The organism is Streptococcus vulneris (assembly GCF_019218685.1).
Classification (GTDB): Bacteria; Bacillota; Bacilli; order Lactobacillales; family Streptococcaceae; genus Streptococcus; species Streptococcus vulneris.
The window spans coordinates 190,547-214,204 of sequence record NZ_JAHUZC010000002.1 but is presented as its reverse complement, the minus strand read 5'-3'; the positions used below and the strand labels follow the sequence as shown (position 1 = coordinate 214,204).

Here is a 23,658-nt window from a genome sequence, read left to right as displayed (position 1 = left end):
CCAGAGTTTAGCACCTATGTGGTATAACATTCTACGGCACTGCTACACCGCCTACGAAAGGAGGTGAGATAGCCCATACTCAAAACTATCATCGGACCAATTGTGGTCGGTGTCGTTCTTCGCTTAGTCGATAAATGGCTAAACAAGGATAAATAGTGTCAAAAAAGACCCCTAGCTTATTTGGTCGTGAGCTTGGGGCCTTTTCTAGCCTATGATATAGAACTAGTACTCAATTCCTTTTTATTATCCCATAGTTCACAAAATTTTTCAAAGGTTTATATTCGTGGCTTTTCAAGCTTTAACCGCTGTACAACAATATGATGACTCACTCCTTGAAAACCAAGAGCATTATTACAGTAGTTCTAGTCCTTCAATTAACAGTCACTTAAATTCAAAGTAAGGTTGAAGTAGCTGAAGCGACAACAGACCTATTTATTAGTCATATTCGCTAAAAAAAGTCCCCGCCAATTCCCCGACCAAAATCCGAAAAATATCGGAAAATGATTTTTAGAATAGTCCCCAAAATCCTGAAATAGAGCCAAAAAACTCCACCTGATTGGGTGGAGTTAAGGGAGATTATTATGAAAAAGAAAAGTTTAGGATTTTATTAAATAAAGTTAGGAGGTCTTTATTTAATAACTATATGTTACAAGACAAAGCTTAAAACTAGCTTAACTTTTCTCATATTTTACTATTTTGCAAAAAATTTCTATCACCATCACCTACCTACGAAAAAAGCCACCTGATTGGGTGACTTCATTAGGAGATTATGATGAGAAAAGTTTTAGGATTTCATTAAATAAAGTTAGGAGGTCTTTATTTAATGACTATATGATACTAGACCAGCCTTAAACTTTGCTTAAGAAAAAACAAGTTTTGTTAATTTTTACGATTCACCCAAGTCATCCCTATACAATTATAGGTGGATAAGATTTCAAAGCCCATAGAACGATAGAATCCCAAGGTTCTTTCTGTCTGGTCTGTCACCAGCTGGACTTGATAGGCATCTTTGTAATCCTCTAAAGCCTCTTTCATTAGGGCACTACCAATCCCTTGACGCTGATAGATAGGTAAAACGATTAAATCCTGAACCAATACTGATGAGAATCCATCTCCAACCAAACGAATCAACCCCACCACAGTATCATCATCAAGCGCCACATAAATCGCTAATGAATGAGATAAGGCCTGCTCCAGCATCTCTGGTTGATGGGTATAATTTGTCCAACCGACAGCCTGATAGAAATGCAAAACATCCTCTAGCTTGACAATTTCTTGCTTTTTAATAGTAATCATCTCAACACCTATTAAAGCTCTCTCAAGCTCTTGTACTGCTGTCCATTTTTATCAAAATTTTCAGGACGCAACCATGTTTCCAAACGAGATTTGACTTTGGGCCAGCCCTTATCAATCATGGACAACCAATCCGTATCCCTCGTACGCCCCTTATAAACCACTGCCTGACGGAAGGTTCCTTCATAAATAAATCCTAAACGCTCCGCAGCTCGTCTTGATGGGAGATTTAGAGAATCGCATTTCCACTCGTAGCGACGATAGTTCAGCTCCTCAAAAACATAGCGAGCTAGGAGATACTGAGCCTCTGTCCCTGTACGTGTTCCCCTGAGCTCTGGAGAAAAAGTGACTGCTCCCACTTCTATTACTCGGTTATTCTGGTCAATGCGCATGAGAGAAAATGTTCCCAAAGCCTTACCAGTTGCCTTGTCTATGATTGCATAGTAAAAACGGTCCTTACGAGTCAACATCTGATTTAAAAGGCTGACCAGTTCCTCCATGCCTGCTACTGGCTCCTGAAAGAGGTAGGTCCACATCTCCCGAGGCGTATCAGGACCATAAACAGCTAGCAAATCCTCCGCATGCTTTTCCACTGAAAGAGCTTCTATTCGAGCATAACGCCCTTCTAAGAAATCAATAGAAGGCAATTCACCTGGAGTATAACCTTCCATTGACTCCCCAATCATCTGACCATATTCGTTTACTGGCATTTTTCTTCTCCTTGTTTCGCTTTTCAAACTTTATAGTTGCCCATAGTATATCATACTTTTATAAGAAGATTCAAAAAATCCTCCAGATTCTACTCTGAAGGATTCCTATCTTATTTCACAACAATATTAACCAATTTATTCGGTACCGCAATTACTTTCACGATTTCCTTACCGTCAATTTCTGCTTTGACTTTTTCGTCAGCGAGAGCAATTTCTTGTAATTCTTCCCGTGATAGGTCTTTAGCGACCATGAGTTTGGCACGAACTTTTCCTTTGATTTGGACAACGATTTCGATTTCGTCTTCAACTAATTTGCTTTCGTCCCATGTTGGCCAAGCCACGTAAGAGATTGACTCACCTGTTGCTGCAACAGTTTGCCAGAGTTCTTCTGCCAAGTGAGGTGCAAATGGTGCAATCAATTGGATAAAGCCTTTGGCATAGTCTACATAAAGTTTTTCTTCCTTGTTAGCCGCGTTGACAAAGACCATAAGTTGAGCAATGGCTGTATTGAATTTCAATGATTCAATTTGTTCTGTGACAGCTTTGACCGTTTCGTTGTATACCTTGTCAAGAGCGCCATTGTTTTCCGCAACAATTTCCTTACTTGTAATCAAACGGTAAACACGGTCGAGGAACTTACGGCTTCCTTCCAGACCTTCTTCTGACCAAGCGATCGAAGCATCAAGTGGTCCCATAAACATTTCATAAACACGAAGGGTATCGGCACCGTATTGTTCCACCACATCGTCTGGGTTAACCACGTTCTTGAGGGATTTAGACATCTTGGCTGGCGCTTGCTCCAACTCTTCGCCTGTTTCCACATGGAAGAAGGAACCATCACGTTTTTCAACCTTGTCAGTCGCCACAAGAGCCCCACGATGGTCACGGTAGCTGGTTCCCAAGATCATTCCTTGGTTAAAGAGTTTTTGGAATGGTTCTTTAGTCGGAACAACACCGAGGTCATAGAGGAATTTATGCCAGAAACGAGCATAAAGCAAGTGAAGAACGGCATGCTCTGCACCACCCACGTAGATATCTACTGGCAACCATTGTTTGAGAAGATCCTCATCGGCCAATTTCTCAGTATTGTGCGGGTCAATATAGCGGAGGTAGTACCAGCTTGAACCAGCCCACTGTGGCATAGTATTTGTTTCACGACGACCTTTGACGCCATCTTCACGAGTCACTTCAAGCCAATCTGTCAAGTTAGCTAGTGGACTTTCACCAGTACCTGAAGGGCGAATGTCCTTGGTTACTGGCAAGACAAGTGGCAATTCACTTTCAGGGACAGCTGTTGAAGTTCCATCTTCCCAATGAATGATAGGAATTGGCTCACCCCAGTAACGTTGACGGCTAAAGAGCCAGTCGCGGAGACGGTAGGTAACTTTCTCCTGACCACAGCCTTTTTCTTCCAACCAAGCCACAATCTTAGCAATCGCTTCTTCTTTGTTCAATCCATCTAGGAAGTCTGAATTGACATGAAGACCATCCTCTGTGTAGGCAGCTTCTGCTACATTTCCACCTTCAAGCACTTCTACAATTGGAAGGTCAAATTGTTTAGCAAATTCCCAGTCACGTTGGTCGTGGGCAGGCACAGCCATAACGGCACCTGTTCCGTAACTAGCAAGAACATAGTCCGCAATCCAGATTGGGATTTCCTTGCCATTGACAGGGTTGATAGCATATGCACCTGTCCAAACACCAGTTTTTTCTTTGGCAAGGTCGGTACGAGCCAAGTCTGATTTAAGGCTGGCTTGATGTTTGTAGTCTGCTACTGCCTCTGCTTGCTCTGAACTTGTGATTGAATCAACCAAGTCATGCTCAGGAGCCAAGACAGTGAAAGTCGCGCCGAAAAGGGTATCAGGACGAGTAGTAAAGACTGTGAATTCCTTGTCTGTTCCCTTAACTTTAAAAGTTACATTGGCACCAGTTGATTTCCCAATCCAGTTGCGTTGCATATCCTTGATAGACTCCGGCCAATCTAGTTCATCTAAGTCATTGAGCAAGCGCTCTGCATAGGCCGTGATTTTGAGCATCCATTGGCGCATTGGTTTGCGGACAACTGGATAGCCTCCACGCTCAGAAGTTCCATCAGGAAGGACCTCTTCGTTGGCGATGGCAGTTCCCAATTCCTCAACCCAGTTTACTGGTACTTCAGCTTCATAGGCCAAGCCTTTTTCATAAAGCTTAGTAAAAATCCATTGAGTCCACTTGTAGTAGTTTGGATCTGTTGTATTGACTTCACGATCCCAGTCGTAAGAGAATCCAAGCGCATTAATTTGGCGTTTGAAGTTGGCAATATTTTCCGCTGTAAACTCTGCTGGGTCATTACCTGTATCCATAGCGTATTGCTCTGCAGGCAAACCAAAAGCATCCCAACCCATTGGGTGAAGGACATTGTAGCCTTGCGCACGTTTGTAACGGCTGAGGATATCCGTTGCGGTATAACCTTCTGGATGTCCTACGTGCAGACCAGCTCCAGACGGATAAGGGAACATATCAAGAGCATAAAACTTCGGTTTTGAAGCATCTGTTCCTGTCTTAAATGTATGATGTTCTGCCCAGTAGCCCTGCCACTTAGGCTCAATTTCTTTATGATTGTAAAAACTCATGGTCTCTCTCCAATTTTGTGATGTTACTATTATACCATTTTTGAGGGAATTTGAAAGACGAGAAATGTTCTTTTGGGATTGGATGGCAAGAAAGACTGAATCGCAAATCCAGCTTATTTAGCAGAATAAAAAATTAGCTCACACTTGGAGCTAACTTCTATTAACTATTTTTTTCCTCCATCTTCTCCCGTCCTAGTTCTCGGTAACTACGGTCGCCGACAACTTCTACGCTAAACTGGCCGTCCTCATATTCAAGGATCGTCACGCTACCATTATCTAGACCATGCGGATGCATACCATTAATCAGATAAACAATGGTTCCAATGGTCATTCCGTGGCTCACGACAAGGGCATTGCCGCCGCCTTGTTCTTCCATTTCTTTGGCAATCGCTTCAAAACCTTCCTTGATTCGGCCACTGAGTTTTTCCCAGCCCTCAGCCCAACCAGCTGTATCGACCTCTACCAAGCCCTCAGCCAGTTCGGCATAAGACAATCGGTGAACGTGGTCCACATTAAAGATACGAGGAATAATGCCCATGAAAAGATCGCCATCGTAGGCTCCATCAAAGCTACCAAAACACCATTCTCTGATACGCTTGTCCATGCGATAAGGGATTTTCCCCTGCAAGCCAAGCTCGTCAAGAATGATTCCCATTGTCTGAATGGTGCGACCAGAATCACTGGAATAAGCGCGCTCAAACTGTAGACCAGATTCTCGCAAACCGATTCCTAATTCTTGAATCCCTCGCTCACCTTCAGCTGTTAAGGGAGTATCGCTCCAACCTTGAGCGCGACCAATCGTGTTAAACATGGTCTTGCCATGACGTACCAAATACAATCGTACTTTTACCATTTTCCGTCCTCCGTTTGCTTCTATTATATCATGGATGATAAAACAAAAGCCACCCAGACAGGTGACTTTTGCAGGAGATTATTATGAAAAAGTTTAGGAGTTCTATTAAATAAAGATATTAGATGAAAATCAAATTCAAACTAAATCAGTGTTATCTGTTTCAAATAATATTAGGAGGTCTTTATTTAATGATTATAGTATACACATCCAACCTTAAATAGAACTTAAAATTTCTCCTATTTTCTTAATTTTTAAAACTATGAATCGGTGCTGGGATTTGTCCTCCACGAGAGATGAAGTCGACAGACGAAGCCCCATTGACTTTCATTACTGGAGCCGTACCTAATAGGCCACCAAATTCAATCATATCGCCTTCTTTTCCTTTTGGAATAATACGTACAGCTGTTGTTTTCATGTTAATGACACCAATTGCAGCCTCATCCGCAATCATAGCCGCAATGGTTTCAGCAGGTGTATCCTCCGGAATGGCAATCATATCCAAACCAACGGAACAGATAGCCGTCATGGCCTCTAGTTTTTCTAAATTAAGAGAACCATTTTGCACTGCAGCAATCATTCCTTCATCCTCTGAAACAGGGATAAAGGCACCAGACAAACCACCGACTTGGTTGCAGGCCATCACTCCGCCCTTCTTAACTTGGTCATTCAAGAGAGCCAAGGCAGCCGTCGTTCCATGCGTGCCAACTGTCTCTAACCCCATTTCCTCAAGGACACGTGCGACAGAATCTCCAACCGCAGGAGTTGGCGCCAAACTCAAGTCCACAATACCAAACTCCACACCTAGTCTCTCACTGGCCATTTGACCAACCAATTGACCGATACGAGTGATTTTAAAGGCAGTTTTCTTAACTGTTTCGGCTACTACATCAAAGCTCTGTCCACGAACTTTTTCCAAGGCACGTTTTACCACACCAGGACCAGAAACTCCGACGTTGATGATAACATCTGCCTCCCCAACACCATGGAAGGCACCCGCCATAAATGGATTGTCCTCAACAGCATTAGCGAATACAACCAACTTGGCCGCTCCCATATCTGATAGATTAGCCGTTTCCTTGATAACACGTCCCATATCTGCCACAGCCGTCATATTAATACCAGACTTGGTTGAGCCGATATTGATTGACGAGCAGACCTTGTCCGTTTCAGCCAAAGCGCGAGGAATAGAATTGATGAGAATCACATCTCCCTTTTGATAACCCTTTTGTACCAAGGCAGAGAAGCCACCGATAAAGTCCACACCAATCTCTTTCGCAGCCTTATCAAGAGCTTTTGCCAGAACCACATAGTCTGTCGCATCTGTCGCTGCTCCAATCAGAGAAATAGGAGTCACCGATACACGCTTATTAACGATAGGAATTCCCAACTCAGCTGCAATTTCATCGCCAACAGCCACTAAATTAGCTGCCTTGCTCGTAATCTTTTGATAAATTTTCTCCGCAGCACGATTGATATCTGGATCAATACAGTCTAATAGGGAAATCCCCATGGTAATAGTTCTGATATCGAAGTTTTGCTCCTCAATCATGGCAATGGTTTCAGTAACTTGTCTAATATCCATGTGCACCTCCTAGATATTATACATAGCTTCGAAAATCGCTGCACTCTGAATATTGATTTTTACATTCAAAGTTTGCCCAAAAGCTTCAAATTCATTACGAAGATAAGTGAAATCTTGTTTTTCATCACTAGAGACGACAGCCATCATCGTAAAAAATTCATCCAAAACAGTTTGAGAGATATCATCAATATTCAAACCCAATTCTGCAATTTTACCAGAAACACCTGCAACAATTCCAGATTTATCTTTACCAACAACAGTTATAATCGCTTTCATAAGCAAACTCCAATTCTTCTTTTAATTAGGAAACCTGAACATTAAACAGGATTCTTTTCAAATAGTATAGCATAATTCTAACTAAAATACTCAAAAACGCCTGCTTACGAAGTTGTTCTTAAGAAAAAACAATTTCGTAAACAAGCGTCTACTATCTCAACTTATGATGAGTGTTCCCGCTAGGATCGAAATCCTAGCGGTAGACCAGAGCTAGACTAAGAGCACAAGACTCCATCATCATAACACTCAACAAAATTGATGATTTTATACTAATTCGATGATCGCCATTGGCGCTGCATCACCACGACGTGGTTCAGTTTTAAGGATACGAGTGTATCCACCGTTACGTTCAGCATAACGAGGTGCGATTTCTGAGAACAATTTTTGAAGTGCTGTAGTAGAAGTGTACTTATCAGTTGCTTCATCATAGTTTTCAGATGCGATTTCATTACGTACGAAAGCAGCTGCTTGACGACGTGCATGCAAATCACCACGTTTACCTAGAGTAATCATTTTTTCAACAGTTTTACGGATTTCTTTAGCACGAGCTTCAGTTGTCACGATTGATTCGTTGATCAAAAGGTCAGTTGTCAAATCGCGAAGCATTGCTTTACGTTGTGAGCTAGTGCGTCCTAGTTTACGGTAAGCCATGTATTCCTCCTTTATTTATCTTTTAATCCAAGACCCAAATCAATGAGTTTAAGTTTCACTTCTTCCAAACTCTTGCGTCCAAGATTTCGTACTTTCATCATCTCTGCTTCAGATTTTTCTGTCAAATCATGCACAGTATTGATACCGGCACGTTTCAAACAGTTGTATGAACGCACAGACAAGTCCAGTTCCTCAATCGTACGATCCAAAATACGGTCGTCAGATTCAGTATCAGCTTCTTTCATCACTTCAGTTGACTTAGCAATCTCAGTAAGATTTGTAAACAAATCAAGATGTTCTGTCAAAATACGTGCTGAAAGCCCTAAAGCATCTTCTGGAATAATTGTTCCATTTGTTAAGATTTCAAGGGTTAATTTGTCAAATCCATCATTGCTACCTACACGAGCAGGTTCCACTTGATAGTTGACTTTTGTAACTGGTGTATAAATAGAATCTACAGCAAGTGTTCCAACTGGTGCATTATCCTTTTTATTTTCATCAGCAGGTACATATCCACGACCACTGTTAACAGTCATAGTCGCTTTTAGAGAAGAACCTTCACCGATTGTAAAGAGATAATGATCTGGATTTACAATTTCAATATCGCTATCTGTCAAAATGTCACCAGCTGTTACTTCAGCAGGACCTTCAACATCTAGTTCGATGATTTTTTCGTCTTCAACGTACGATTTCACTGCAATTCCTTTAATGTTCAGAATGATTTGCATCACGTCTTCACGAACACCTGGAACTGTGTCAAACTCATGTAACACACCATCAATGTTGATAGATGTCACAGCTGCTCCTGGTAGAGAAGCTAGAAGTACACGACGAAGAGAGTTACCAAGAGTTGTACCGTAGCCACGTTCAAGTGGTTCGATTACAAACTTGCCATAATCTTTATTTTCATCAATTTTTGTTATATTTGGTTTTTCAAACTCGATCATTTAGTTACTCCCTCTTAAACGAAAAGCAGTGTAATGCGATGATTATACACGGCGACGTTTTGGAGGACGAGCACCATTGTGTGGCACTGGAGTCACATCACGAATTGCTGTTACTTCAAGACCAGCGGCAGCAAGCGCACGAATAGCTGACTCACGACCAGAACCTGGACCTTTTACAGTAACTTCAACTGATTTAAGACCGTGTTCTTGTGCAGATTTAGCAGCAGCTTCAGAAGCCATTTGAGCAGCGAATGGTGTAGATTTACGAGAACCTTTGAAACCAAGAGCACCAGCTGATGACCAAGCAATTGCATTACCATGCACATCAGTAATCATAACAATAGTGTTATTAAATGTAGCGTGAATATGAGCAATACCAGATTCGATATTCTTTTTCACACGACGTTTACGTGTTGGTTTAGCCAAGACTTTTACCTCCTATATTATTTTTTCTTACCAGCAATCGCAACAGCTTTACCTTTACGAGTGCGAGCGTTGTTTTTAGTGTTTTGTCCACGGACAGGAAGTCCACGACGGTGACGGATACCACGGTATGAACCGATTTCCATCAAACGTTTGATGTTCAAGTTTACTTCACGACGAAGGTCACCTTCAACTTTGATTGCATCCACTTCACGACGGATAGCATCTTCTTGATCTGATGTAAGATCACGTACACGAACATCTTCTGAGATTCCAGCAGCTGCCAAAATTTTCTTAGATGTTGCAAGTCCGATACCATAAACATAAGTCAATGAGATTACTACGCGTTTGTCATTTGGAATGTCAACTCCAGCAATACGAGCCATGTTTTCTCCTTTCTATCTTATCCTTGACGTTGTTTGTGTTTTGGATTTGCTGGGCAAATTACCATAACACGACCATTACGACGAATAACTTTACAGTATTCGCAAATTGGTTTGACCGATGGTCTTACTTTCATTTCTTATCCCTCCAAGTTTTTCGATTATTTAAAGCGGTAAGTGATACGTCCACGTGTCAAGTCATATGGACTCATTTCGACAGTAACACGATCTCCCGCTAAAATACGAATATAGTTTTTACGAATTTTACCAGAAACTGTTGCTAAAATCTGATGTCCATTTTCAAGTTCAACCGTAAACATTGCATTCGGCATTGTATCAACTACTTTGCCTTCAACTTCAATCACATCGTCTTTTGCCACGCAAAAGCACCTCCATAAATTTCGATTCGATGCCTCTAGACACAGAGACAACAATTATAAGTCAGACTATCTCAGTATAACATTTGTAGCGGATTTTTGCAAGTATGAAAAACGCTTTATTTCAAATTTGTCAATACTTTTTCGATATCTGAGAAGACATCATTGATATCTTGATTACCTTCGATGTCATGAACCAAACCTTTGGCACGGTAGTGAGCAATGATCGGTTCTCCTTGAGCAATATTTACATCCAAACGACGTTTTACTGTCTCAGGCTTATCATCTTCACGTTGGTAGTAATCTTCTTCTTTATAGTCAACTGGTGGGTTAAAGACCTTGTGGAAAGTTTCTCCAGTTACTCGGTGGATGATACGGCCGCTCAAACGTTCCAAGAGGCTATCTGGATTCACTTCAATGTTGATGACACCTTCTAGTTCAATGCCAAGTTCAGCCAATGTTTTGTCCAAGGCATGAGCTTGCTCGATTGTACGTGGATAACCATCCAACAAGAATCCTGTTTCTTTAATATCATCTTGTGAAAGACGTTCTTTTACGATTCCATTTGTAACTTCGTCAGGAACCAATTCACCCTTGTCAATGTATGACTTAGCAAGAACACCCATTTCAGTTTGATTTGCCATAGCAGCCCGGAACATATCACCTGTTGAGATATGTGCAACATGGAATTGTTCTACGATTTTTGCTGCTTGAGTTCCCTTACCTGCACCAGGTAAGCCCATAATCAAAAGATTCATGATTTGATCTCCTTATTTTATTTTTAAATAGAAGCAAAAAGTCTTTTCACCCCTATTTAAAAACAAAATAGAAGAGGGGAGACCAAACTCTCACTAATGTTAGAGTTAAACCTCCACTCCCTCAGCATTTACTGACTCAGTAAATACTTTTATTCTGTTCTGTCCATGAAACCAACATACTTACGTTTCAATAGGTAACCTTCCAATTGTTTGATTCCTTCAATACCTGTAGAGATAATGATCAAAAGACTGGTTCCTCCAAAAGCAACTGCTTCTGAAAGTCCGAAAACATCTTTTGCTACAATCGGTAAAATAGAAATCACACCAAGGAAGAGAGAACCAACAGTTGCAAGACGACGAAGAAGTTTAGACATATATTCTTCTGTACCTTTACCAGGACGAACTCCGTGGATATATGCACCGCTCTTTTGTAGGTTTTCTGCTGCTTTTTCAGGATTAATCTGTACAAACGTATAGAAGAATGTAAAGAGAATAATCAATAAAGCATACATAGCAATACCAGTTGGTGAAGTTGTTGCCAGCATTTCTTGTGCTGTTCTCACCCAAGCCCAATCATGACCTGTAGCGCTCAAAAACTGAAGAATAGCCGCAGGCGCTGCAGTAATCGAACTTGCAAAGATAACAGGGATAACTCCAGCAGGGTTTACCTTCAAAGGAAGGTAAGAGCTAGATGGAGCACCTTGTGCAACCTTAGTATATTGGATTGGAATTTTGTATTCTGCTTGTTGAACATAAGTTGTAAAATAAATGATCAGCAATACAGTAATAATCAAAATGATTACGAAAATGATAGATGAGTTGATACGGCTACTTGGGACGTTCACAAAGTAGTCCACATAGATGCCCTGAATCATCTCTGGAATTGAGGCAACAATCCCGGCAAAGATAATCATAGAAACACCATTTCCGTATCCCTTATCTGTAATTTGCTCTCCCAACCACGTCACAATCATGCTACCAGCTGTTAAGATGATACCAATCATGATAAAGACTTGTGGTGTAAGAGCTGTTTTCAACAATTGAGCTCCAGCCAAAGTATTAAAACCAGCTGTAATCCCGATAGATTGCACAAAGGCTAGAACAAGAGCAATATAACGAGTAGCTTGATTTAATTTTCTTCGACCTACTTCCCCTTGTTTACCCCACTCTACAAATTTAGGTAAAATATCCATTTGCAAGAGTTGGACTACGATAGAGGCCGTAATGTAGGGACTAACACCAAGAGCAAAAACTGAGAAGTTTTTCATGGCATTCCCTGAGACCAAGCTCAACATGTTTAAGAAGGATAATCCACTTAAAGCATTCAAGCTATTGGCATTCACACCAGGAACTGTAATGCTAGTTCCGATACGAAAGACCAAAACGATAAAAATTGTAAATAAAATTTTTGATCGAACTTGCTTGACTTTAAGAGCTTCTCTTAATAATTTAAAAAACATAGGTCACCTCTCTTAGATGACTTCTACTGAACCACCTTTAGCAGTGATAGCTTCTTCAGCTGATTTAGAGAATTTAGCTGCTTTCACAGTCAATTTCTTAGTCAACTCACCGTTACCAAGAATTTTAATACCTGATTTTTCAGCTTTAACAATTCCTGCTTCGATAAGAACAACTGGAGTAACTTCAGCACCATCTTCAAAGACGTTCAATTGGTCAAGGTTCACAATTGCGTATTCTTTAGCGTTGATGTTAGTGAATCCACGTTTTGGAAGACGACGGAACAATGGAGTTTGTCCACCTTCAAAACCAAGGCGAACTCCGCCACCGCTACGAGCTTTTTGACCTTTTTGACCACGACCAGATGTTTTACCGTTACCTGATGAAGTACCACGACCAACGCGGTTACGTACTTTACGAGAACCTTCTGCAGGTTTCAATTCATGAAGTTTCATTTTTATTTTCTCCTCTTTTGTAAAATGCTAGCGCCGATAAGGGAGAAAAGGTTGTCTCCCCCATCAACTCGCCTATACGACGTCATTATAGATGACTATATCTAGTTTTAGGGGATGGTATAGTGCACATCCCCTAAAAATTCATTAGTTTACTTCTTCAACTGTTACCAAGTGAGATACTGCAGTGATCATACCACGGATAGCAGCGTTATCTTCTTTAATAACAGAGCTGTTCAATTTGCCAAGTCCAAGTGCTACAACAGTTTTACGTTGTGATGGAATGCGTCCGATTGGAGACTTAGTCAAAGTAATTTTAATTTGAGCCATTTTATCCCCTTTCTTATGCCAAATCAGAAACTGAAATACCACGAAGGGCAGCAACTTCTTCAGCGCGTTTCAATTGTTTCAAACCTTCAACAGTTGCACGAACAATGTTGATTGGAGTGTTAGAACCAAGTGATTTAGATGTAATATCTGCCACACCTGCCAATTCCACAACGGCACGAACTGCACCTCCAGCGGCAACTCCAGAACCTTCTACAGCAGGTTTCAACAATACTTTAGCTCCACCGAATTCTGAAAGAACTTCGTGGGGGATTGTTGTTCCAACCATAGGAACTTCGATCAAGTTTTTCTTAGCATCATCTACTGCTTTACGGATTGCTTCTGGAACTTCTTGAGCTTTACCAGTACCAAATCCTACGCGACCATTGTGGTCACCAACAACAACAAGAGCTGCGAAACGAAGACGACGTCCACCTTTAACAACTTTTGTAACACGGTTGACAGCAACTACGCGTTCTTCTAATTCAACTGCATTGTCTTTAAATGCCATTTTCTAGTGTCCTCCTATTAGAATTTCAATCCGTTTTCACGAGCTGCATCAGCCAAAGCTTTCACACGTCCGTGATATAGATATCCACCGCGGTCGAACACCACTTCTGAAATACCTTTAGCGTTTGCACGTTCTGCAACGAGTTTACCGACAGCAACGGCTTGTTCAGTTTTAGTTCCTTTTGAAACTTCTTTGTCAAGAGTTGAAGCACTTGCGAGCGTTACACCCGCTACGTCATCAATCACTTGAGCGTAGATGCCTGTATTAGAACGGAATACGTTCAAACGTGGGCGATCAGCAGTTCCAGAGAGTTTTCCGCGAACGCGACGGTGGCGTTTTTGGCGGAGTTTGTTTTTATCTGGTTTTGAAATCACAGTTTTCACCTCTTTAGTTTTAAATCGTGTGCTATGCACAAAGTTGGAAAATAGGTTGGTGGTTGAGAATCAACCACTCAACATTATTTACCTGTTTTACCTTCTTTACGGCGAACGAATTCACCAACGTAACGGATACCTTTACCTTTATATGGCTCTGGTGAACGAAGGCTACGTACGTAAGCAGCTGTTTGACCAACTACTTCTTTTGAAATTCCGCTAACAACGATTGTTGTTGGGTTTGGAAGCTCAAAAGTAATTCCTTCTGGAGCTTCAACTTCGTCTGGATGAGATTTACCAACAGCCAAAACAAGTTTAGATCCTTGAAGTTGTGCACGGTAACCAACCCCGCGCATTTCAAGTTCTTTCTTGAATCCTTCTGATACACCAACAACCATGTTGTTCAAAAGGGCACGAGTAGTTCCGTGGATAGTTTTCATTTCTTTTGAATCGTTTGGACGGTGAAGAGTTACTTCAGTACCTTCCACACGGATTTCAATATCTTTTGAGAACTCACGAGTAAGTTCTCCTTTAGGTCCTTTTACAGTTACAACGTTGTCATTATTAGTGATTTCTACACCAGCAGGCAACACGATAACTTTATTACCAATACGTGACATGTTTTTAATTCTCCTGTTAGATTGTCAGGCCAGAACGGCCAGTTTTCACGGGGTTCAGATACTTATTTAGTTCAAGAGCTGAACTGAACACGCTCTAACGAGCTTTGTATCTTGATTTGAGTTCGAGCTAAGAATTTGGTGAAAAAGATAAGTTTGTCTTGGAGCATCGCTCCTGCTGCAAACTTCCTATTTTCACTGCATTCTTTTAACGCTCTCACATCATCAATTACCAAACGTAAGCGATAACCTCACCACCAACATTCTTTTGGCGTGCTTCTTTATCAGTAAGCAAACCTTCAGAAGTTGAAAGGATAGCAATTCCAAGTCCGTTAAGAACTTTTGGAAGGTCTTCACGTTTTTTGTAGACACGAAGTCCTGGTTTAGAAACACGTTTCAAGTTAGTGATAACTTTTTCACCGTTTGGTCCGTATTTAAGGAATACACGGATGATGCCTTGTTTGTCATCTTCGATGATTTCAACGTTTTTTACAAAACCTTCGCGTTTAAGGATTTCAGCAATCCCTTTTTTGATATTTGATGCAGGTACTTCAAGTACTTCGTGTTTTGCTTGGTTAGCGTTACGAATACGAGTTAGGAAGTCTGCGATTGGGTCAGTCATAACCATTTTGTTTTTCTCCTCTTACTAGTAGTTTGCAAGTTGCACTTGCTAGTTAATGATTGAGCTAGGCTCAGATAGTATTGATACATTCAAATGAGAAAACTCTTATTTGAACACGAGCTACAACCTGGGCAAAAAAGATAAATTTGTTTTGGAGCATCGCTCCTACACCAAATTTCCTATTTTTGCTGTGGTTGTTACGCTCTTTGCATCATGATATTACCAAGATGCTTTTGTTACACCAGGAATTTGTCCTTTGTAAGCTAATTCACGGAAGCAAACACGGCAAAGTTTAAATTTGCGGTAAACTGAATGTGGACGACCACATTTTTCACAACGAGTATAAGCTTGAGTAGAGAACTTCGCTGGACGTTTGTTCTTAGCAATCATTGATTTTTTAGCCATTAGATTTACCTCCTATATTATTTTGCAAAAGGCATTCCAAGGCCTGTAAGCAATGCACGTGACTCTTCGTCAGTATTAGCAGTTGTTACGATAACGATGTCAAGACCACGAGTTTTGTCAACGTCATCGAAGTTGATTTCTGGGAAGATCAATTGTTCTTTCACACCAAGTGTGTAGTTTCCGCGTCCATCAAATGATTTTGTTGGAACACCGTGGAAGTCACGTACACGTGGAAGTGAAACTGAAACCAATTTATCCAAGAATTCGTACATACGTTCACCACGAAGGGTAACTTTTGCACCGATCGCAACACCTTCACGAAGACGGAAGCCGGCGATTGATTTTTTAGCTTTAGTGATAAGTGGTTTTTGACCTGAGATAAGTGCCAATTCTTCAGCAGCTTTTTCAAGGCTTTTAGCGTTTGATACAGCTTCACCAACACCCATGTTCAAAACGATCTTATCTACTTTTGGCACAGCCATCACTGATGAGTAGTTGAATTGTTCTGTCAAAGCAGGAACTACTTCATTAAGATATTTTTCTTTTAAACGATTTGCCATTATACTTCTCCTTTCCTTCGTGATTAATCAAGCACTTCGCCTGATTTTTTGTTGTAGCGAACTTTTTTACCGTCTACAAATTTGTAACCAACACGACCAGCTACACCATTTTTGTCCAAAACTTGAACGTTTGATACGTGGATAGCTGCTTCTTTTTCGATGATCCCACCTTGAGGAAGCTCGTTAGTTGGACGTTGGTGTTTCTTAACGATGTTAACACCTTCAACGATAACTTTGTTTACTTTTGGAAGGGCAGTAAGGACAACAGCTTCTGTTCCCTTATCTTTACCAGCGATTACGCGAACTTTGTCGCCTTTTTTTACAAACATTAGGTTTCTCCTTAATTTTTCTTACGCCCATAAGGGCACCCTGGAGGTAAATCCAGGGGACTAGTTTGTTTCTAAAAGTTAAAGTACTTCTGGAGCAAGTGACACGATCTTCATGAAGCCACCTTCACGCAATTCACGTGCAACTGGACCAAAGATACGTGTTCCGCGAGGAGTTTTATCTTCACGGATGATAACTGCTGCGTTTTCGTCAAATTTGATGTATGAACCATCAGCACGACGAGCACCTGATTTAGTACGAACGATAACTGCTTTAACAACGTCACCTTTTTTAACCGCACCACCAGGAGTAGCTTGTTTTACAGATGCCACGATAACATCACCGATGTTTGCAAATTTACGTCCTGAACCACCAAGAACTTTGATAGTCAAGATTTCGCGAGCACCGCTGTTGTCTGCGACTTTCAAACGAGTTTCTGTTTGAATCATTTCAGTTTTCTCCTTTCAGGTTTGATTAGATGATGACCGCTTCTTCAACAACTTCTACAAGACGGAAACGTTTTGTAGCTGAAAGCGGACGAGTTTCCATGATACGTACGATATCGCCTTCTTTGGCAACATTGTTTTCATCATGAGCTTTGTATTTTTTAGAGTAGTTAATACGTTTACCATAGACTGGGTGGTTACGTTTTGTTTCAACTACAACTGTGATTGTCTTGTCCATTTTGTCAGATACAACACGTCCAACAAGAACTTTACGATTATTGCGTTCCATTGAAATTTCTCCTTCCCTAGTCTATTATTTCGCTTCAGATTGAACTGTTTTGATACGAGCGATTTGTTTTTTAACTTCTTTCAAGCGAGCTGTTTGTTCCAATTGACCAGTAGCAGCTTGGAAACGAAGTTCAAACAATTCTTTTTTCAATTCGTTTTCGCGCTTCGCGAGTTCTTCTTGAGAAAGACCACGAAGTTCTTTAACAAATTCTTTTACTTCATTAAGTTTCATGCCTTCTCCTTATTCTGCTTCACGTTTTACGAATTTACATTTAACTGGCAATTTGTGGCTAGCAAGACGAAGCGCTTCGCGAGCGATCTCTTCAGATACACCAGCGATTTCGAACATCACTTTACCACGTTTAACTGGTGCTACCCAACCTTCAGGTGCCCCTTTACCAGATCCCATACGCACACCGATAGCTTTAGCAGTGTATGATTTGTGTGGGAAGATTTTAATCCAAACTTTACCACCACGTTTCATGTAACGAGTCATGGCGATACGAGCAGCTTCGATTTGGCGGTTAGTGATCCAGTGGCTAGTTGTAGCTTGAAGACCGTATTCACCGAATGCTACTTCTTTTCCACCTTTTGCTTCACCGCGCATTTTTCCACGGAATTCACGACGGTGTTTAACACGTTTAGGTACTAACATTGGTTATTTACCTCCTTTAGTGTTTTTGCGAGCTGGAAGAACTTCACCACGGTAGATCCATACTTTAACACCAAGTTTACCGTATGTAGTATCTGCTTCTTCCCAAGCGTAATCGATATCTGCACGAAGTGTGTGAAGTGGAACAGTTCCTTCAGAGTATCCTTCAGCACGGGCGATATCTGCACCGTTCAAACGACCTGATACTTGAGTTTTGATTCCTTTAGCTCCAGCACGCATTGCACGTTGGATTGCTTGTTTTTGTGCACGACGGAAAGCAACACGTTGCTCCAATTGACGAGCAATACCTTCACCTACAAGGTGAGCATCCAAATCAGGTTGTTTGATTTCGATGATGTTGATGTGTACTTGTTTTCCAGTCAATTTGTTAAGTTTTGCACGGAGTGCATCAACGTTAGCACCACCTTTACCGATAACCATACCTGGTTTAGCAGTGTGAAGTGAAACGTTAACTTTGTTTACTGCGCGTTCGATTTCGATAGTTGAAACTGCTGCGTCAGCAAGTTCTTTTTGAACGAATTTACGGATTGCAAGATCTTCATGAAGGTAATCCGCGTATTCTTTTTCAGCATACCATTTGGCATCCCAATCACGGATGATGCCGACACGCATACCAATTGGATGTACTTTTTGACCCACGATTTTACCTCCTTATTTTTCTGCAACAGCTACAGTGATGTGAGCTGTACGTTTGTTGATTGGTGAAGCTGAACCTTTCGCACGTGGACGGAAACGTTTCATAGTTGGTCCTTCGTTTGCGAATGCTTCAGATACTACCAAGTTAGCTTTATCCAAACCAAAGTTGTTTTCAGCGTTAGCTACAGCTGAGTTCAAAACTTTCAAGATGATTTCAGCAGCTTTGTTTGGAGTGAATGTCAAGATTGCGATTGCATCGGCTACGCTTTTACCACGGATGTTATCAAGAACAAGACGTGATTTACGAGGTGAAACACGTACTGTACGAGCCATTGCTTTAGCTGAAGTAATTTCTGCCATTTATGTTCTCCTTATTTTCTACGTGTTTTCTTGTCGTCTGCAGCGTGACCTTTGTAAGTACGAGTTGGTGCAAATTCACCAAGTTTGTGACCTACCATGTCTTCTTGGATGTAAACAGGTACATGTTTACGTCCGTCATAAACTGCAATAGTGTAACCAATGAAACTTGGGAAGATCGTTGAACGACGTGACCAAGTTTTAATAACTTTTTTCTTTTCGTCGTTAGCTTGAGCTTCAACTTTTTTCATCAAATGCTCATCGACGAAAGGTCCTTTTTTAAGACTGCGTCCCATTTTTATATTTTCTCCTTTAAATGTTGTACCACAACGGCTTGCGCTCCTATGGAGCGCTACCGAGCTGGCGGATTTACTAGTTGCTTAAGCGACTAGTTTAATATTATTTCTCGTTGCGACGACGAACGATAAGTTTGTCAGATTTCGCTTTCTTGTTACGAGTTTTAAGACCAAGAGCAGGTTTGCCCCATGGAGTAGATGGTGCTTTACGACCAACTGGTGCTTTACCTTCACCACCACCGTGTGGGTGATCGTTAGGGTTCATTACAGAACCACGAACTGTTGGGCGGATACCTTTCCAACGGCTACGTCCTGCTTTACCAAGGTTTACAAGTCCATGTTGTTCGTTTCCGACAACACCAACTGTAGCACGGCAAGTTCCAAGAATCATACGAACTTCACCTGATTGAAGACGAACAAGAACGTATTTACCTTCAGAACCCAATACTTGAGCAGATGCACCAGCAGCACGTACCAATTCACCACCACGACCTGGTTTCAACTCGATGTTGTGGATCAAAGTACCAACTGGGATATTAGCAAGTGGAAGAGCGTTTCCGACTTTGATATCTGCTTCTGGACCTGAAACGATACGTTGACCAACTTCAAGACCTTTTGGAGCGATGATGTATGCTTTCACACCGTCAGTGTAGTGTACAAGAGCGATGTTTGCAGAACGGTTTGGATCGTACTCGATTGTTTTAACAACTGCTTCAACGTTGTCTTTGTTACGTTTGAAGTCAACCAAACGGTAGAAACGTTTGTGTCCACCACCTTGGTGACGAACTGTGATACGACCGTTGTTGTTACGACCAGCCTTGCTCTTCAATGCAACAAGCAATGATTTTTCAGGAGTGCTTGTTGTGATTTCAGCGAAATCCAAAGAAGTCATATTACGGCGACCGTTTGTTGTTGGTTTATAAACACGAATTCCCACGATATTTCCTCCTTAGATTATTCAGCTTCAGCAGCAAACAACTCGATTGCTTTAGAATCAGCTGTAAGTGTGATGATAGCTTTTTTAGTTTTGTTAGTAAAACCAGTGTAACGTCCAACACGTTTAGCTTTTGGTTTTACGTTGATTGTGTTAACATTAGCAACTTTAACACCTTCGAAAGCAGCTTCAACAGCTTGCTTGATCAAAAGTTTGTGTGCACGAGTGTCAACTTCAAATACATATTTTCCTGCTTCAAGTTGAGCCATTGAGCTTTCAGTGATTACAGGTTTTTTGATAACATCATACAAATTCATTATGCAAGAACCTCCTCGATTTTAGAGATAGCTGCTTGAGTAACAAGAAGTTTGTCACTATTTGCGATGTCAAGAACACTTGCAGTTGTAGCAGTCGCAACTTTCACGTTTGGAAGGTTACGAGCTGAGAGAGCTGCGAATTCGTTTCCTTCTTCAAGAATAACAAGGACTTTAGAATCGATGCTCAAAGCTGCAAGAACTTTTGCAAATTCAGCAGTTTTTGGAGCTGTAAATTCAAGAGAATCAACGGCTACAAATTTATTTTCAGCAACTTTTTCTGAGTAAACAGATTTAAGTGCAAGGCGACGAACTTTTTGAGGAAGTTTGTACGCATAGCTACGTGGAGTTGGTCCGAAGACGATTCCACCACCACGCCATTGTGGAGAGCGGATAGAACCTTGACGAGCACGTCCAGTTCCTTTTTGACGCCATGGTTTGCGTCCGCCACCTGAAACAGCTGAGCGGTTTTTAACTGCGTGAGTTCCTTGACGAAGGCTAGCACGTTGGCTGATGATCACATCAAACACAACAGATTCATTTGGTTCGATACCAAAGATTGCATCGTTAAGAACAACTTCGCCCGCTTGTTTACCAGTTTGGTCGAATAATGTTACATTTGCCATTTTGACTGTATTCCCCTTTCCTTATTATTTACCAGCTTTAACTGCTGACTTGATAGTGATAAGAGATTTCTTAGCACCTGGTACGTTACCTTTGATAAGGATAACGTTCTTTTCTGGAACAACTTGTACAACTTCAAGGTTTTGAATTGTTACGCGGTCGCCTCCCATACGTCCTGCAAGGTTTTTACCTTTGAATACGCGGTTAGGTGCAACAGGTCCCATAGAACCTGGACGACGGTGGTAACGAGAACCGTGAGCCATTGGTCCACGTGATTGTCCGTGGCGTTTGATAACACCTTGGAAACCTTTACCTTTAGAAGTACCAGTTACGTCAACAACGTCTCCAGCTGCGAATGTTTCAACTGTGATTTCAGCACCAACTTCCAAGCCTTCAACGTTTTTGAATTCACGAATGAAGCGCTTAGGAGCCGTGTTAGCTTTCGCTACATGTCCTTTAGCAGGTTTGTTGCTCAATACTTCGCGTTTGTCATCGAAACCAACTTGGATAGCGTTGTATCCGTCTGTTTCAACAGTTTTAACTTGAAGAACAACGTTTGGAGTTGCTTCAATAACTGTTACAGGGATCAATTCGCCAGCTTCAGTGAAGATTTGAGTCATTCCCACTTTTTTCCCTAAGATTCCTTTTGTCATGAGAAAATAGTTCCTTTTCTATATTTTTTATTCAAAAAGTTTTTAACGAGCGTTTTTTATGCTCAAGGTATCAAGCTTTAGATTAAAGTTTGATTTCTACGTTTACACCACTTGGAAGATCCAATTTCATCAAAGCATCAACTGTTTTTTGAGTTGGATTAACGATATCGATCAAACGTTTGTGTGTACGCATTTCGAATTGTTCGCGAGAGTCTTTATATTTGTGAGTCGCACGAATGATTGTGTAGAGGCTACGTTCAGTTGGAAGTGGAATTGGACCCGCAACTTGTGCACCTGTACGAGTAGCTGATTCTACGATTTTTGCAGCCGCAGTATCAAGCGTACGGTGTTCGTAAGCTTTCAAACGGATACGGATTTTTTTGTTTGCCATCTTTTTCTCCTTTTCGTCTATTTAAGATAATAGGCTAGCTCCACAAGAAAACCGACGCGGTGTTGCGTGGCAATGCAACCGAGCGTGTCGCAACCTCTTGCATCAAAGCTAAGGCTGTAATTTACAGCACCATAATAGAATAACACAAAGCCCCTGCGATTGCAAGGGATTTGTTGCTGTTTTTTCGTTTTTTTACAATGAAACTGTTTTCTTTTTTGGCGGGTCATTTATTTAAGTATTTTATGGAAGAAAGTTACTCTCTCTTCACCTGTTCATAGCTTTCTTTTCCGTCATTAAGCTTATCCCAAATCACTACTTGCCCACTTTTGAGAGATTTTTGCACATCGATAATTCGTTGATTGGAAGAACCTCGAAACTGAAGCATAAGATTTCTTTTAGTTCTATCATACCGTCCATCGACCAGAATATCAATCAGTGATAAGAGTTCCAGTTTATCTGGTGTCTCCAGCATCATTTCTTCCCAGGTGTAGCCCGTCCAGGACCAGATGTCTTTACCTGGCAATTCCTTTCGGATGCGTTTAACGAGTGGCAAGAGAATACCCGTATTGAGAAAGGGTTCTCCTCCCAGCAAGGTCAAGCCTTGAACATAAGGTTGAGCAAGATCTGCCATGATTTGTTCTTCTAATTCTGCTGTATAGGGAATGCCAGCATTAAAAGACCAAGTCGCAACATTATAACATCCCTCACAATGAAACATGCAACCTGATACATAGAGAGAGTTACGCACACCCTCTCCATCTACAAAGTTAAAGGCCTTGTAGTCGATGATACGGCCTTGACTGAGCTCTTCACTTTTCCATTCTTGTGGTTTTGGATTATTCATTCGCTACCTCTATCCAATAACGCTCGACTCCATTACGAACATCCTCAATGAGACCTCCATTTGCTAGAATGACTGCTCTGCTAGCAGGATTATTCACGCTACAAGTCACAAGAGCTTTCTTGATGTTCTTTTCCTTAGCAACTTGCAAGCCCTGACGGAGAGTTTCCTTAGCATATCCTTTGCCTCTTTGAGATGGACGGATGGAGTATCCAATGTGGCCAGCATAATTCAGTAAACCCTCATTCAGTCTCAATCGCAGATTCAAAAATCCTAGAGCAGGACCTACATCATCAAATGATACAAATTGAATAGAAGGAACACGATTTTCAGGCAAGTTTATTCCCATCTCTTTTTGCATATTTGTTTCCAACCACTCTTCATACACAAAGTTCTCTGTATCCCAAAAGCCCCCATCGTGAGGCGACTGATATTTTTCAAATTCCTCCATCATGTCTATAATAGCTTTCTTATCTGCTAGTCTTGGTCTACGTAGTTCCATCCTTACCTCCCACTATGAGAAAAGCGAGAGCTGACTCTCACTTTTATTTTTGCTTGTTCTTGTTTAAAAATTGTTCTCTGAGGCTGAGCAAGCGTTCTTTCTTACCAGCTCCACCTTTAGAATGTTTCTCGTGATAACGGGTCACTTGTGCACGCCACTTATCGTCTAATTGATATTTTCCCATT

The 23,658-nt window shown here is 41.2% G+C and carries 39 protein-coding genes; 1 reads left to right on the top strand and 38 read right to left on the bottom strand.

What is annotated here, in order from left to right; translation table 11 throughout:
- Positions 1 to 75: 75 nt before the first annotated feature.
- The gene (locus KUA57_RS03140) at positions 76 to 156 is read left to right on the top strand and encodes a type I toxin-antitoxin system Fst family toxin (RefSeq protein WP_084819591.1); all 81 of its coding nucleotides are present in this window, start codon (positions 76 to 78) and stop codon (positions 154 to 156) included.
- A gap of 723 nt (positions 157 to 879) precedes the next feature.
- On the opposite strand, the gene KUA57_RS03135 is transcribed toward KUA57_RS03140, so the two are convergent.
- The 38 genes from KUA57_RS03135 to KUA57_RS02950 form a co-directional block, all read right to left on the bottom strand.
- Positions 880 to 1,296: a GNAT family N-acetyltransferase gene (locus KUA57_RS03135; RefSeq protein ID WP_125446745.1), complete on the bottom strand. Its 417-nt coding sequence runs from the start codon at positions 1,294 to 1,296 to the stop codon at positions 880 to 882.
- An 11-nt stretch (positions 1,297 to 1,307) separates the two neighbouring features.
- A complete protein-coding gene (locus tag KUA57_RS03130) occupies positions 1,308 to 2,003 on the bottom strand; it encodes a GNAT family N-acetyltransferase (protein ID WP_125446743.1) in 696 nt (231 codons plus the stop codon).
- Positions 2,004 to 2,113: 110 nt separating this feature from the next.
- The gene (leuS, locus tag KUA57_RS03125; RefSeq protein WP_125446741.1) at positions 2,114 to 4,615 is read right to left on the bottom strand and encodes a leucine--tRNA ligase; all 2,502 of its coding nucleotides are present in this window, start codon (positions 4,613 to 4,615) and stop codon (positions 2,114 to 2,116) included.
- Between the two features lie 160 nt (positions 4,616 to 4,775).
- Positions 4,776 to 5,468 (bottom strand): histidine phosphatase family protein, encoded by a 693-nt coding sequence (locus KUA57_RS03120; protein ID WP_125446739.1) that lies wholly within the window; start codon positions 5,466 to 5,468, stop codon positions 4,776 to 4,778.
- Positions 5,469 to 5,712: 244 nt separating this feature from the next.
- A complete protein-coding gene (locus KUA57_RS03115) occupies positions 5,713 to 7,050 on the bottom strand; it encodes a PFL family protein (protein ID WP_125446737.1) in 1,338 nt (445 codons plus the stop codon).
- 9 nt (positions 7,051 to 7,059) lie between these two features.
- A complete protein-coding gene (locus KUA57_RS03110) occupies positions 7,060 to 7,326 on the bottom strand; it encodes an ACT domain-containing protein (RefSeq protein ID WP_125446735.1) in 267 nt (88 codons plus the stop codon).
- Between the two features lie 264 nt (positions 7,327 to 7,590).
- Positions 7,591 to 7,977: a 50S ribosomal protein L17 gene (gene rplQ, locus KUA57_RS03105; protein WP_000331493.1), complete on the bottom strand. Its 387-nt coding sequence runs from the start codon at positions 7,975 to 7,977 to the stop codon at positions 7,591 to 7,593.
- 11 nt (positions 7,978 to 7,988) lie between these two features.
- A complete protein-coding gene (locus KUA57_RS03100) occupies positions 7,989 to 8,924 on the bottom strand; it encodes a DNA-directed RNA polymerase subunit alpha (protein WP_000568988.1) in 936 nt (311 codons plus the stop codon).
- 42 nt (positions 8,925 to 8,966) lie between these two features.
- Positions 8,967 to 9,350: a 30S ribosomal protein S11 gene (gene rpsK / locus KUA57_RS03095; RefSeq protein ID WP_001118385.1), complete on the bottom strand. Its 384-nt coding sequence runs from the start codon at positions 9,348 to 9,350 to the stop codon at positions 8,967 to 8,969.
- A 17-nt stretch (positions 9,351 to 9,367) separates the two neighbouring features.
- Entirely contained in the window at positions 9,368 to 9,733 is a 366-nt protein-coding gene (gene rpsM, locus KUA57_RS03090) for a 30S ribosomal protein S13 (protein WP_000090781.1), read from the bottom strand.
- A 17-nt stretch (positions 9,734 to 9,750) separates the two neighbouring features.
- Positions 9,751 to 9,867 carry a 50S ribosomal protein L36 gene (gene rpmJ, locus KUA57_RS03085; RefSeq protein WP_001808836.1) on the bottom strand — a complete coding sequence of 39 codons (117 nt, stop codon included), beginning with the start codon at positions 9,865 to 9,867 and terminating at the stop codon, positions 9,751 to 9,753.
- Between the two features lie 24 nt (positions 9,868 to 9,891).
- Positions 9,892 to 10,110 (bottom strand): translation initiation factor IF-1, encoded by a 219-nt coding sequence (gene infA, locus KUA57_RS03080; protein ID WP_001029883.1) that lies wholly within the window; start codon positions 10,108 to 10,110, stop codon positions 9,892 to 9,894.
- Between the two features lie 116 nt (positions 10,111 to 10,226).
- Positions 10,227 to 10,865 (bottom strand): adenylate kinase, encoded by a 639-nt coding sequence (locus tag KUA57_RS03075; protein ID WP_001050436.1) that lies wholly within the window; start codon positions 10,863 to 10,865, stop codon positions 10,227 to 10,229.
- 149 nt (positions 10,866 to 11,014) lie between these two features.
- The gene (gene secY / locus KUA57_RS03070) at positions 11,015 to 12,325 is read right to left on the bottom strand and encodes a preprotein translocase subunit SecY (protein WP_000465403.1); all 1,311 of its coding nucleotides are present in this window, start codon (positions 12,323 to 12,325) and stop codon (positions 11,015 to 11,017) included.
- 12 nt (positions 12,326 to 12,337) lie between these two features.
- Complete coding sequence (gene rplO, locus KUA57_RS03065; protein WP_000766087.1) at positions 12,338 to 12,778, bottom strand: 50S ribosomal protein L15; 441 nt, start codon at positions 12,776 to 12,778, stop codon at positions 12,338 to 12,340.
- 144 nt (positions 12,779 to 12,922) lie between these two features.
- Positions 12,923 to 13,105: a 50S ribosomal protein L30 gene (rpmD, locus tag KUA57_RS03060; protein WP_000057241.1), complete on the bottom strand. Its 183-nt coding sequence runs from the start codon at positions 13,103 to 13,105 to the stop codon at positions 12,923 to 12,925.
- Positions 13,106 to 13,118: 13 nt separating this feature from the next.
- On the bottom strand, positions 13,119 to 13,613 hold the full coding sequence (rpsE, locus tag KUA57_RS03055) for a 30S ribosomal protein S5 (protein WP_000874202.1): 495 nt from the start codon (positions 13,611 to 13,613) through the stop codon (positions 13,119 to 13,121).
- A gap of 17 nt (positions 13,614 to 13,630) precedes the next feature.
- Complete coding sequence (gene rplR, locus KUA57_RS03050) at positions 13,631 to 13,987, bottom strand: 50S ribosomal protein L18 (RefSeq protein WP_000624044.1); 357 nt, start codon at positions 13,985 to 13,987, stop codon at positions 13,631 to 13,633.
- Between the two features lie 83 nt (positions 13,988 to 14,070).
- On the bottom strand, positions 14,071 to 14,607 hold the full coding sequence (gene rplF, locus KUA57_RS03045; protein ID WP_000086626.1) for a 50S ribosomal protein L6: 537 nt from the start codon (positions 14,605 to 14,607) through the stop codon (positions 14,071 to 14,073).
- Between the two features lie 226 nt (positions 14,608 to 14,833).
- Positions 14,834 to 15,232, bottom strand: a complete 399-nt coding sequence (gene rpsH / locus KUA57_RS03040; RefSeq protein ID WP_000245504.1) for a 30S ribosomal protein S8 — start codon at positions 15,230 to 15,232, stop codon at positions 14,834 to 14,836.
- Between the two features lie 213 nt (positions 15,233 to 15,445).
- Entirely contained in the window at positions 15,446 to 15,631 is a 186-nt protein-coding gene (locus KUA57_RS03035; protein WP_001085697.1) for a type Z 30S ribosomal protein S14, read from the bottom strand.
- Positions 15,632 to 15,648: 17 nt separating this feature from the next.
- A complete protein-coding gene (rplE, locus tag KUA57_RS03030; protein WP_000013542.1) occupies positions 15,649 to 16,191 on the bottom strand; it encodes a 50S ribosomal protein L5 in 543 nt (180 codons plus the stop codon).
- A 23-nt stretch (positions 16,192 to 16,214) separates the two neighbouring features.
- The gene (rplX, locus tag KUA57_RS03025; RefSeq protein WP_000497691.1) at positions 16,215 to 16,520 is read right to left on the bottom strand and encodes a 50S ribosomal protein L24; all 306 of its coding nucleotides are present in this window, start codon (positions 16,518 to 16,520) and stop codon (positions 16,215 to 16,217) included.
- Positions 16,521 to 16,598: 78 nt separating this feature from the next.
- Complete coding sequence (gene rplN, locus KUA57_RS03020) at positions 16,599 to 16,967, bottom strand: 50S ribosomal protein L14 (protein WP_000616545.1); 369 nt, start codon at positions 16,965 to 16,967, stop codon at positions 16,599 to 16,601.
- A 25-nt stretch (positions 16,968 to 16,992) separates the two neighbouring features.
- Positions 16,993 to 17,253 (bottom strand): 30S ribosomal protein S17, encoded by a 261-nt coding sequence (gene rpsQ / locus KUA57_RS03015; RefSeq protein WP_000440801.1) that lies wholly within the window; start codon positions 17,251 to 17,253, stop codon positions 16,993 to 16,995.
- 24 nt (positions 17,254 to 17,277) lie between these two features.
- Positions 17,278 to 17,484 carry a 50S ribosomal protein L29 gene (gene rpmC, locus KUA57_RS03010; RefSeq protein ID WP_000772918.1) on the bottom strand — a complete coding sequence of 69 codons (207 nt, stop codon included), beginning with the start codon at positions 17,482 to 17,484 and terminating at the stop codon, positions 17,278 to 17,280.
- Positions 17,485 to 17,493: 9 nt separating this feature from the next.
- A complete protein-coding gene (rplP, locus tag KUA57_RS03005) occupies positions 17,494 to 17,907 on the bottom strand; it encodes a 50S ribosomal protein L16 (RefSeq protein ID WP_000960946.1) in 414 nt (137 codons plus the stop codon).
- 3 nt (positions 17,908 to 17,910) lie between these two features.
- Positions 17,911 to 18,564, bottom strand: coding sequence for a 30S ribosomal protein S3 (rpsC, locus tag KUA57_RS03000; protein ID WP_000529936.1), 654 nt, complete (start codon positions 18,562 to 18,564; stop codon positions 17,911 to 17,913).
- A 12-nt stretch (positions 18,565 to 18,576) separates the two neighbouring features.
- Positions 18,577 to 18,921 carry a 50S ribosomal protein L22 gene (gene rplV / locus KUA57_RS02995; protein ID WP_000818137.1) on the bottom strand — a complete coding sequence of 115 codons (345 nt, stop codon included), beginning with the start codon at positions 18,919 to 18,921 and terminating at the stop codon, positions 18,577 to 18,579.
- Between the two features lie 11 nt (positions 18,922 to 18,932).
- Positions 18,933 to 19,214, bottom strand: a complete 282-nt coding sequence (rpsS, locus tag KUA57_RS02990) for a 30S ribosomal protein S19 (RefSeq protein WP_000533766.1) — start codon at positions 19,212 to 19,214, stop codon at positions 18,933 to 18,935.
- 103 nt (positions 19,215 to 19,317) lie between these two features.
- On the bottom strand, positions 19,318 to 20,151 hold the full coding sequence (gene rplB, locus KUA57_RS02985) for a 50S ribosomal protein L2 (protein WP_000512911.1): 834 nt from the start codon (positions 20,149 to 20,151) through the stop codon (positions 19,318 to 19,320).
- Between the two features lie 17 nt (positions 20,152 to 20,168).
- Positions 20,169 to 20,465, bottom strand: a complete 297-nt coding sequence (locus KUA57_RS02980; RefSeq protein ID WP_001055347.1) for a 50S ribosomal protein L23 — start codon at positions 20,463 to 20,465, stop codon at positions 20,169 to 20,171.
- On the bottom strand, positions 20,465 to 21,088 hold the full coding sequence (rplD, locus tag KUA57_RS02975; protein WP_000024547.1) for a 50S ribosomal protein L4: 624 nt from the start codon (positions 21,086 to 21,088) through the stop codon (positions 20,465 to 20,467). Before rplD ends, KUA57_RS02980 begins: the two co-directional genes overlap by 1 nt.
- A gap of 24 nt (positions 21,089 to 21,112) precedes the next feature.
- On the bottom strand, positions 21,113 to 21,739 hold the full coding sequence (gene rplC, locus KUA57_RS02970; RefSeq protein WP_000160197.1) for a 50S ribosomal protein L3: 627 nt from the start codon (positions 21,737 to 21,739) through the stop codon (positions 21,113 to 21,115).
- 82 nt (positions 21,740 to 21,821) lie between these two features.
- Positions 21,822 to 22,130 carry a 30S ribosomal protein S10 gene (gene rpsJ / locus KUA57_RS02965; RefSeq protein WP_001284513.1) on the bottom strand — a complete coding sequence of 103 codons (309 nt, stop codon included), beginning with the start codon at positions 22,128 to 22,130 and terminating at the stop codon, positions 21,822 to 21,824.
- A gap of 253 nt (positions 22,131 to 22,383) precedes the next feature.
- Positions 22,384 to 22,974, bottom strand: coding sequence for an anaerobic ribonucleoside-triphosphate reductase activating protein (nrdG, locus tag KUA57_RS02960; RefSeq protein ID WP_218493605.1), 591 nt, complete (start codon positions 22,972 to 22,974; stop codon positions 22,384 to 22,386).
- The gene (locus KUA57_RS02955) at positions 22,967 to 23,473 is read right to left on the bottom strand and encodes a GNAT family N-acetyltransferase (RefSeq protein WP_218493604.1); all 507 of its coding nucleotides are present in this window, start codon (positions 23,471 to 23,473) and stop codon (positions 22,967 to 22,969) included. Before KUA57_RS02955 ends, nrdG begins: the two co-directional genes overlap by 8 nt.
- A gap of 43 nt (positions 23,474 to 23,516) precedes the next feature.
- Complete coding sequence (locus KUA57_RS02950; protein WP_218493603.1) at positions 23,517 to 23,657, bottom strand: hypothetical protein; 141 nt, start codon at positions 23,655 to 23,657, stop codon at positions 23,517 to 23,519.
- Between the last annotated feature and the right edge of the window lies 1 nt (position 23,658).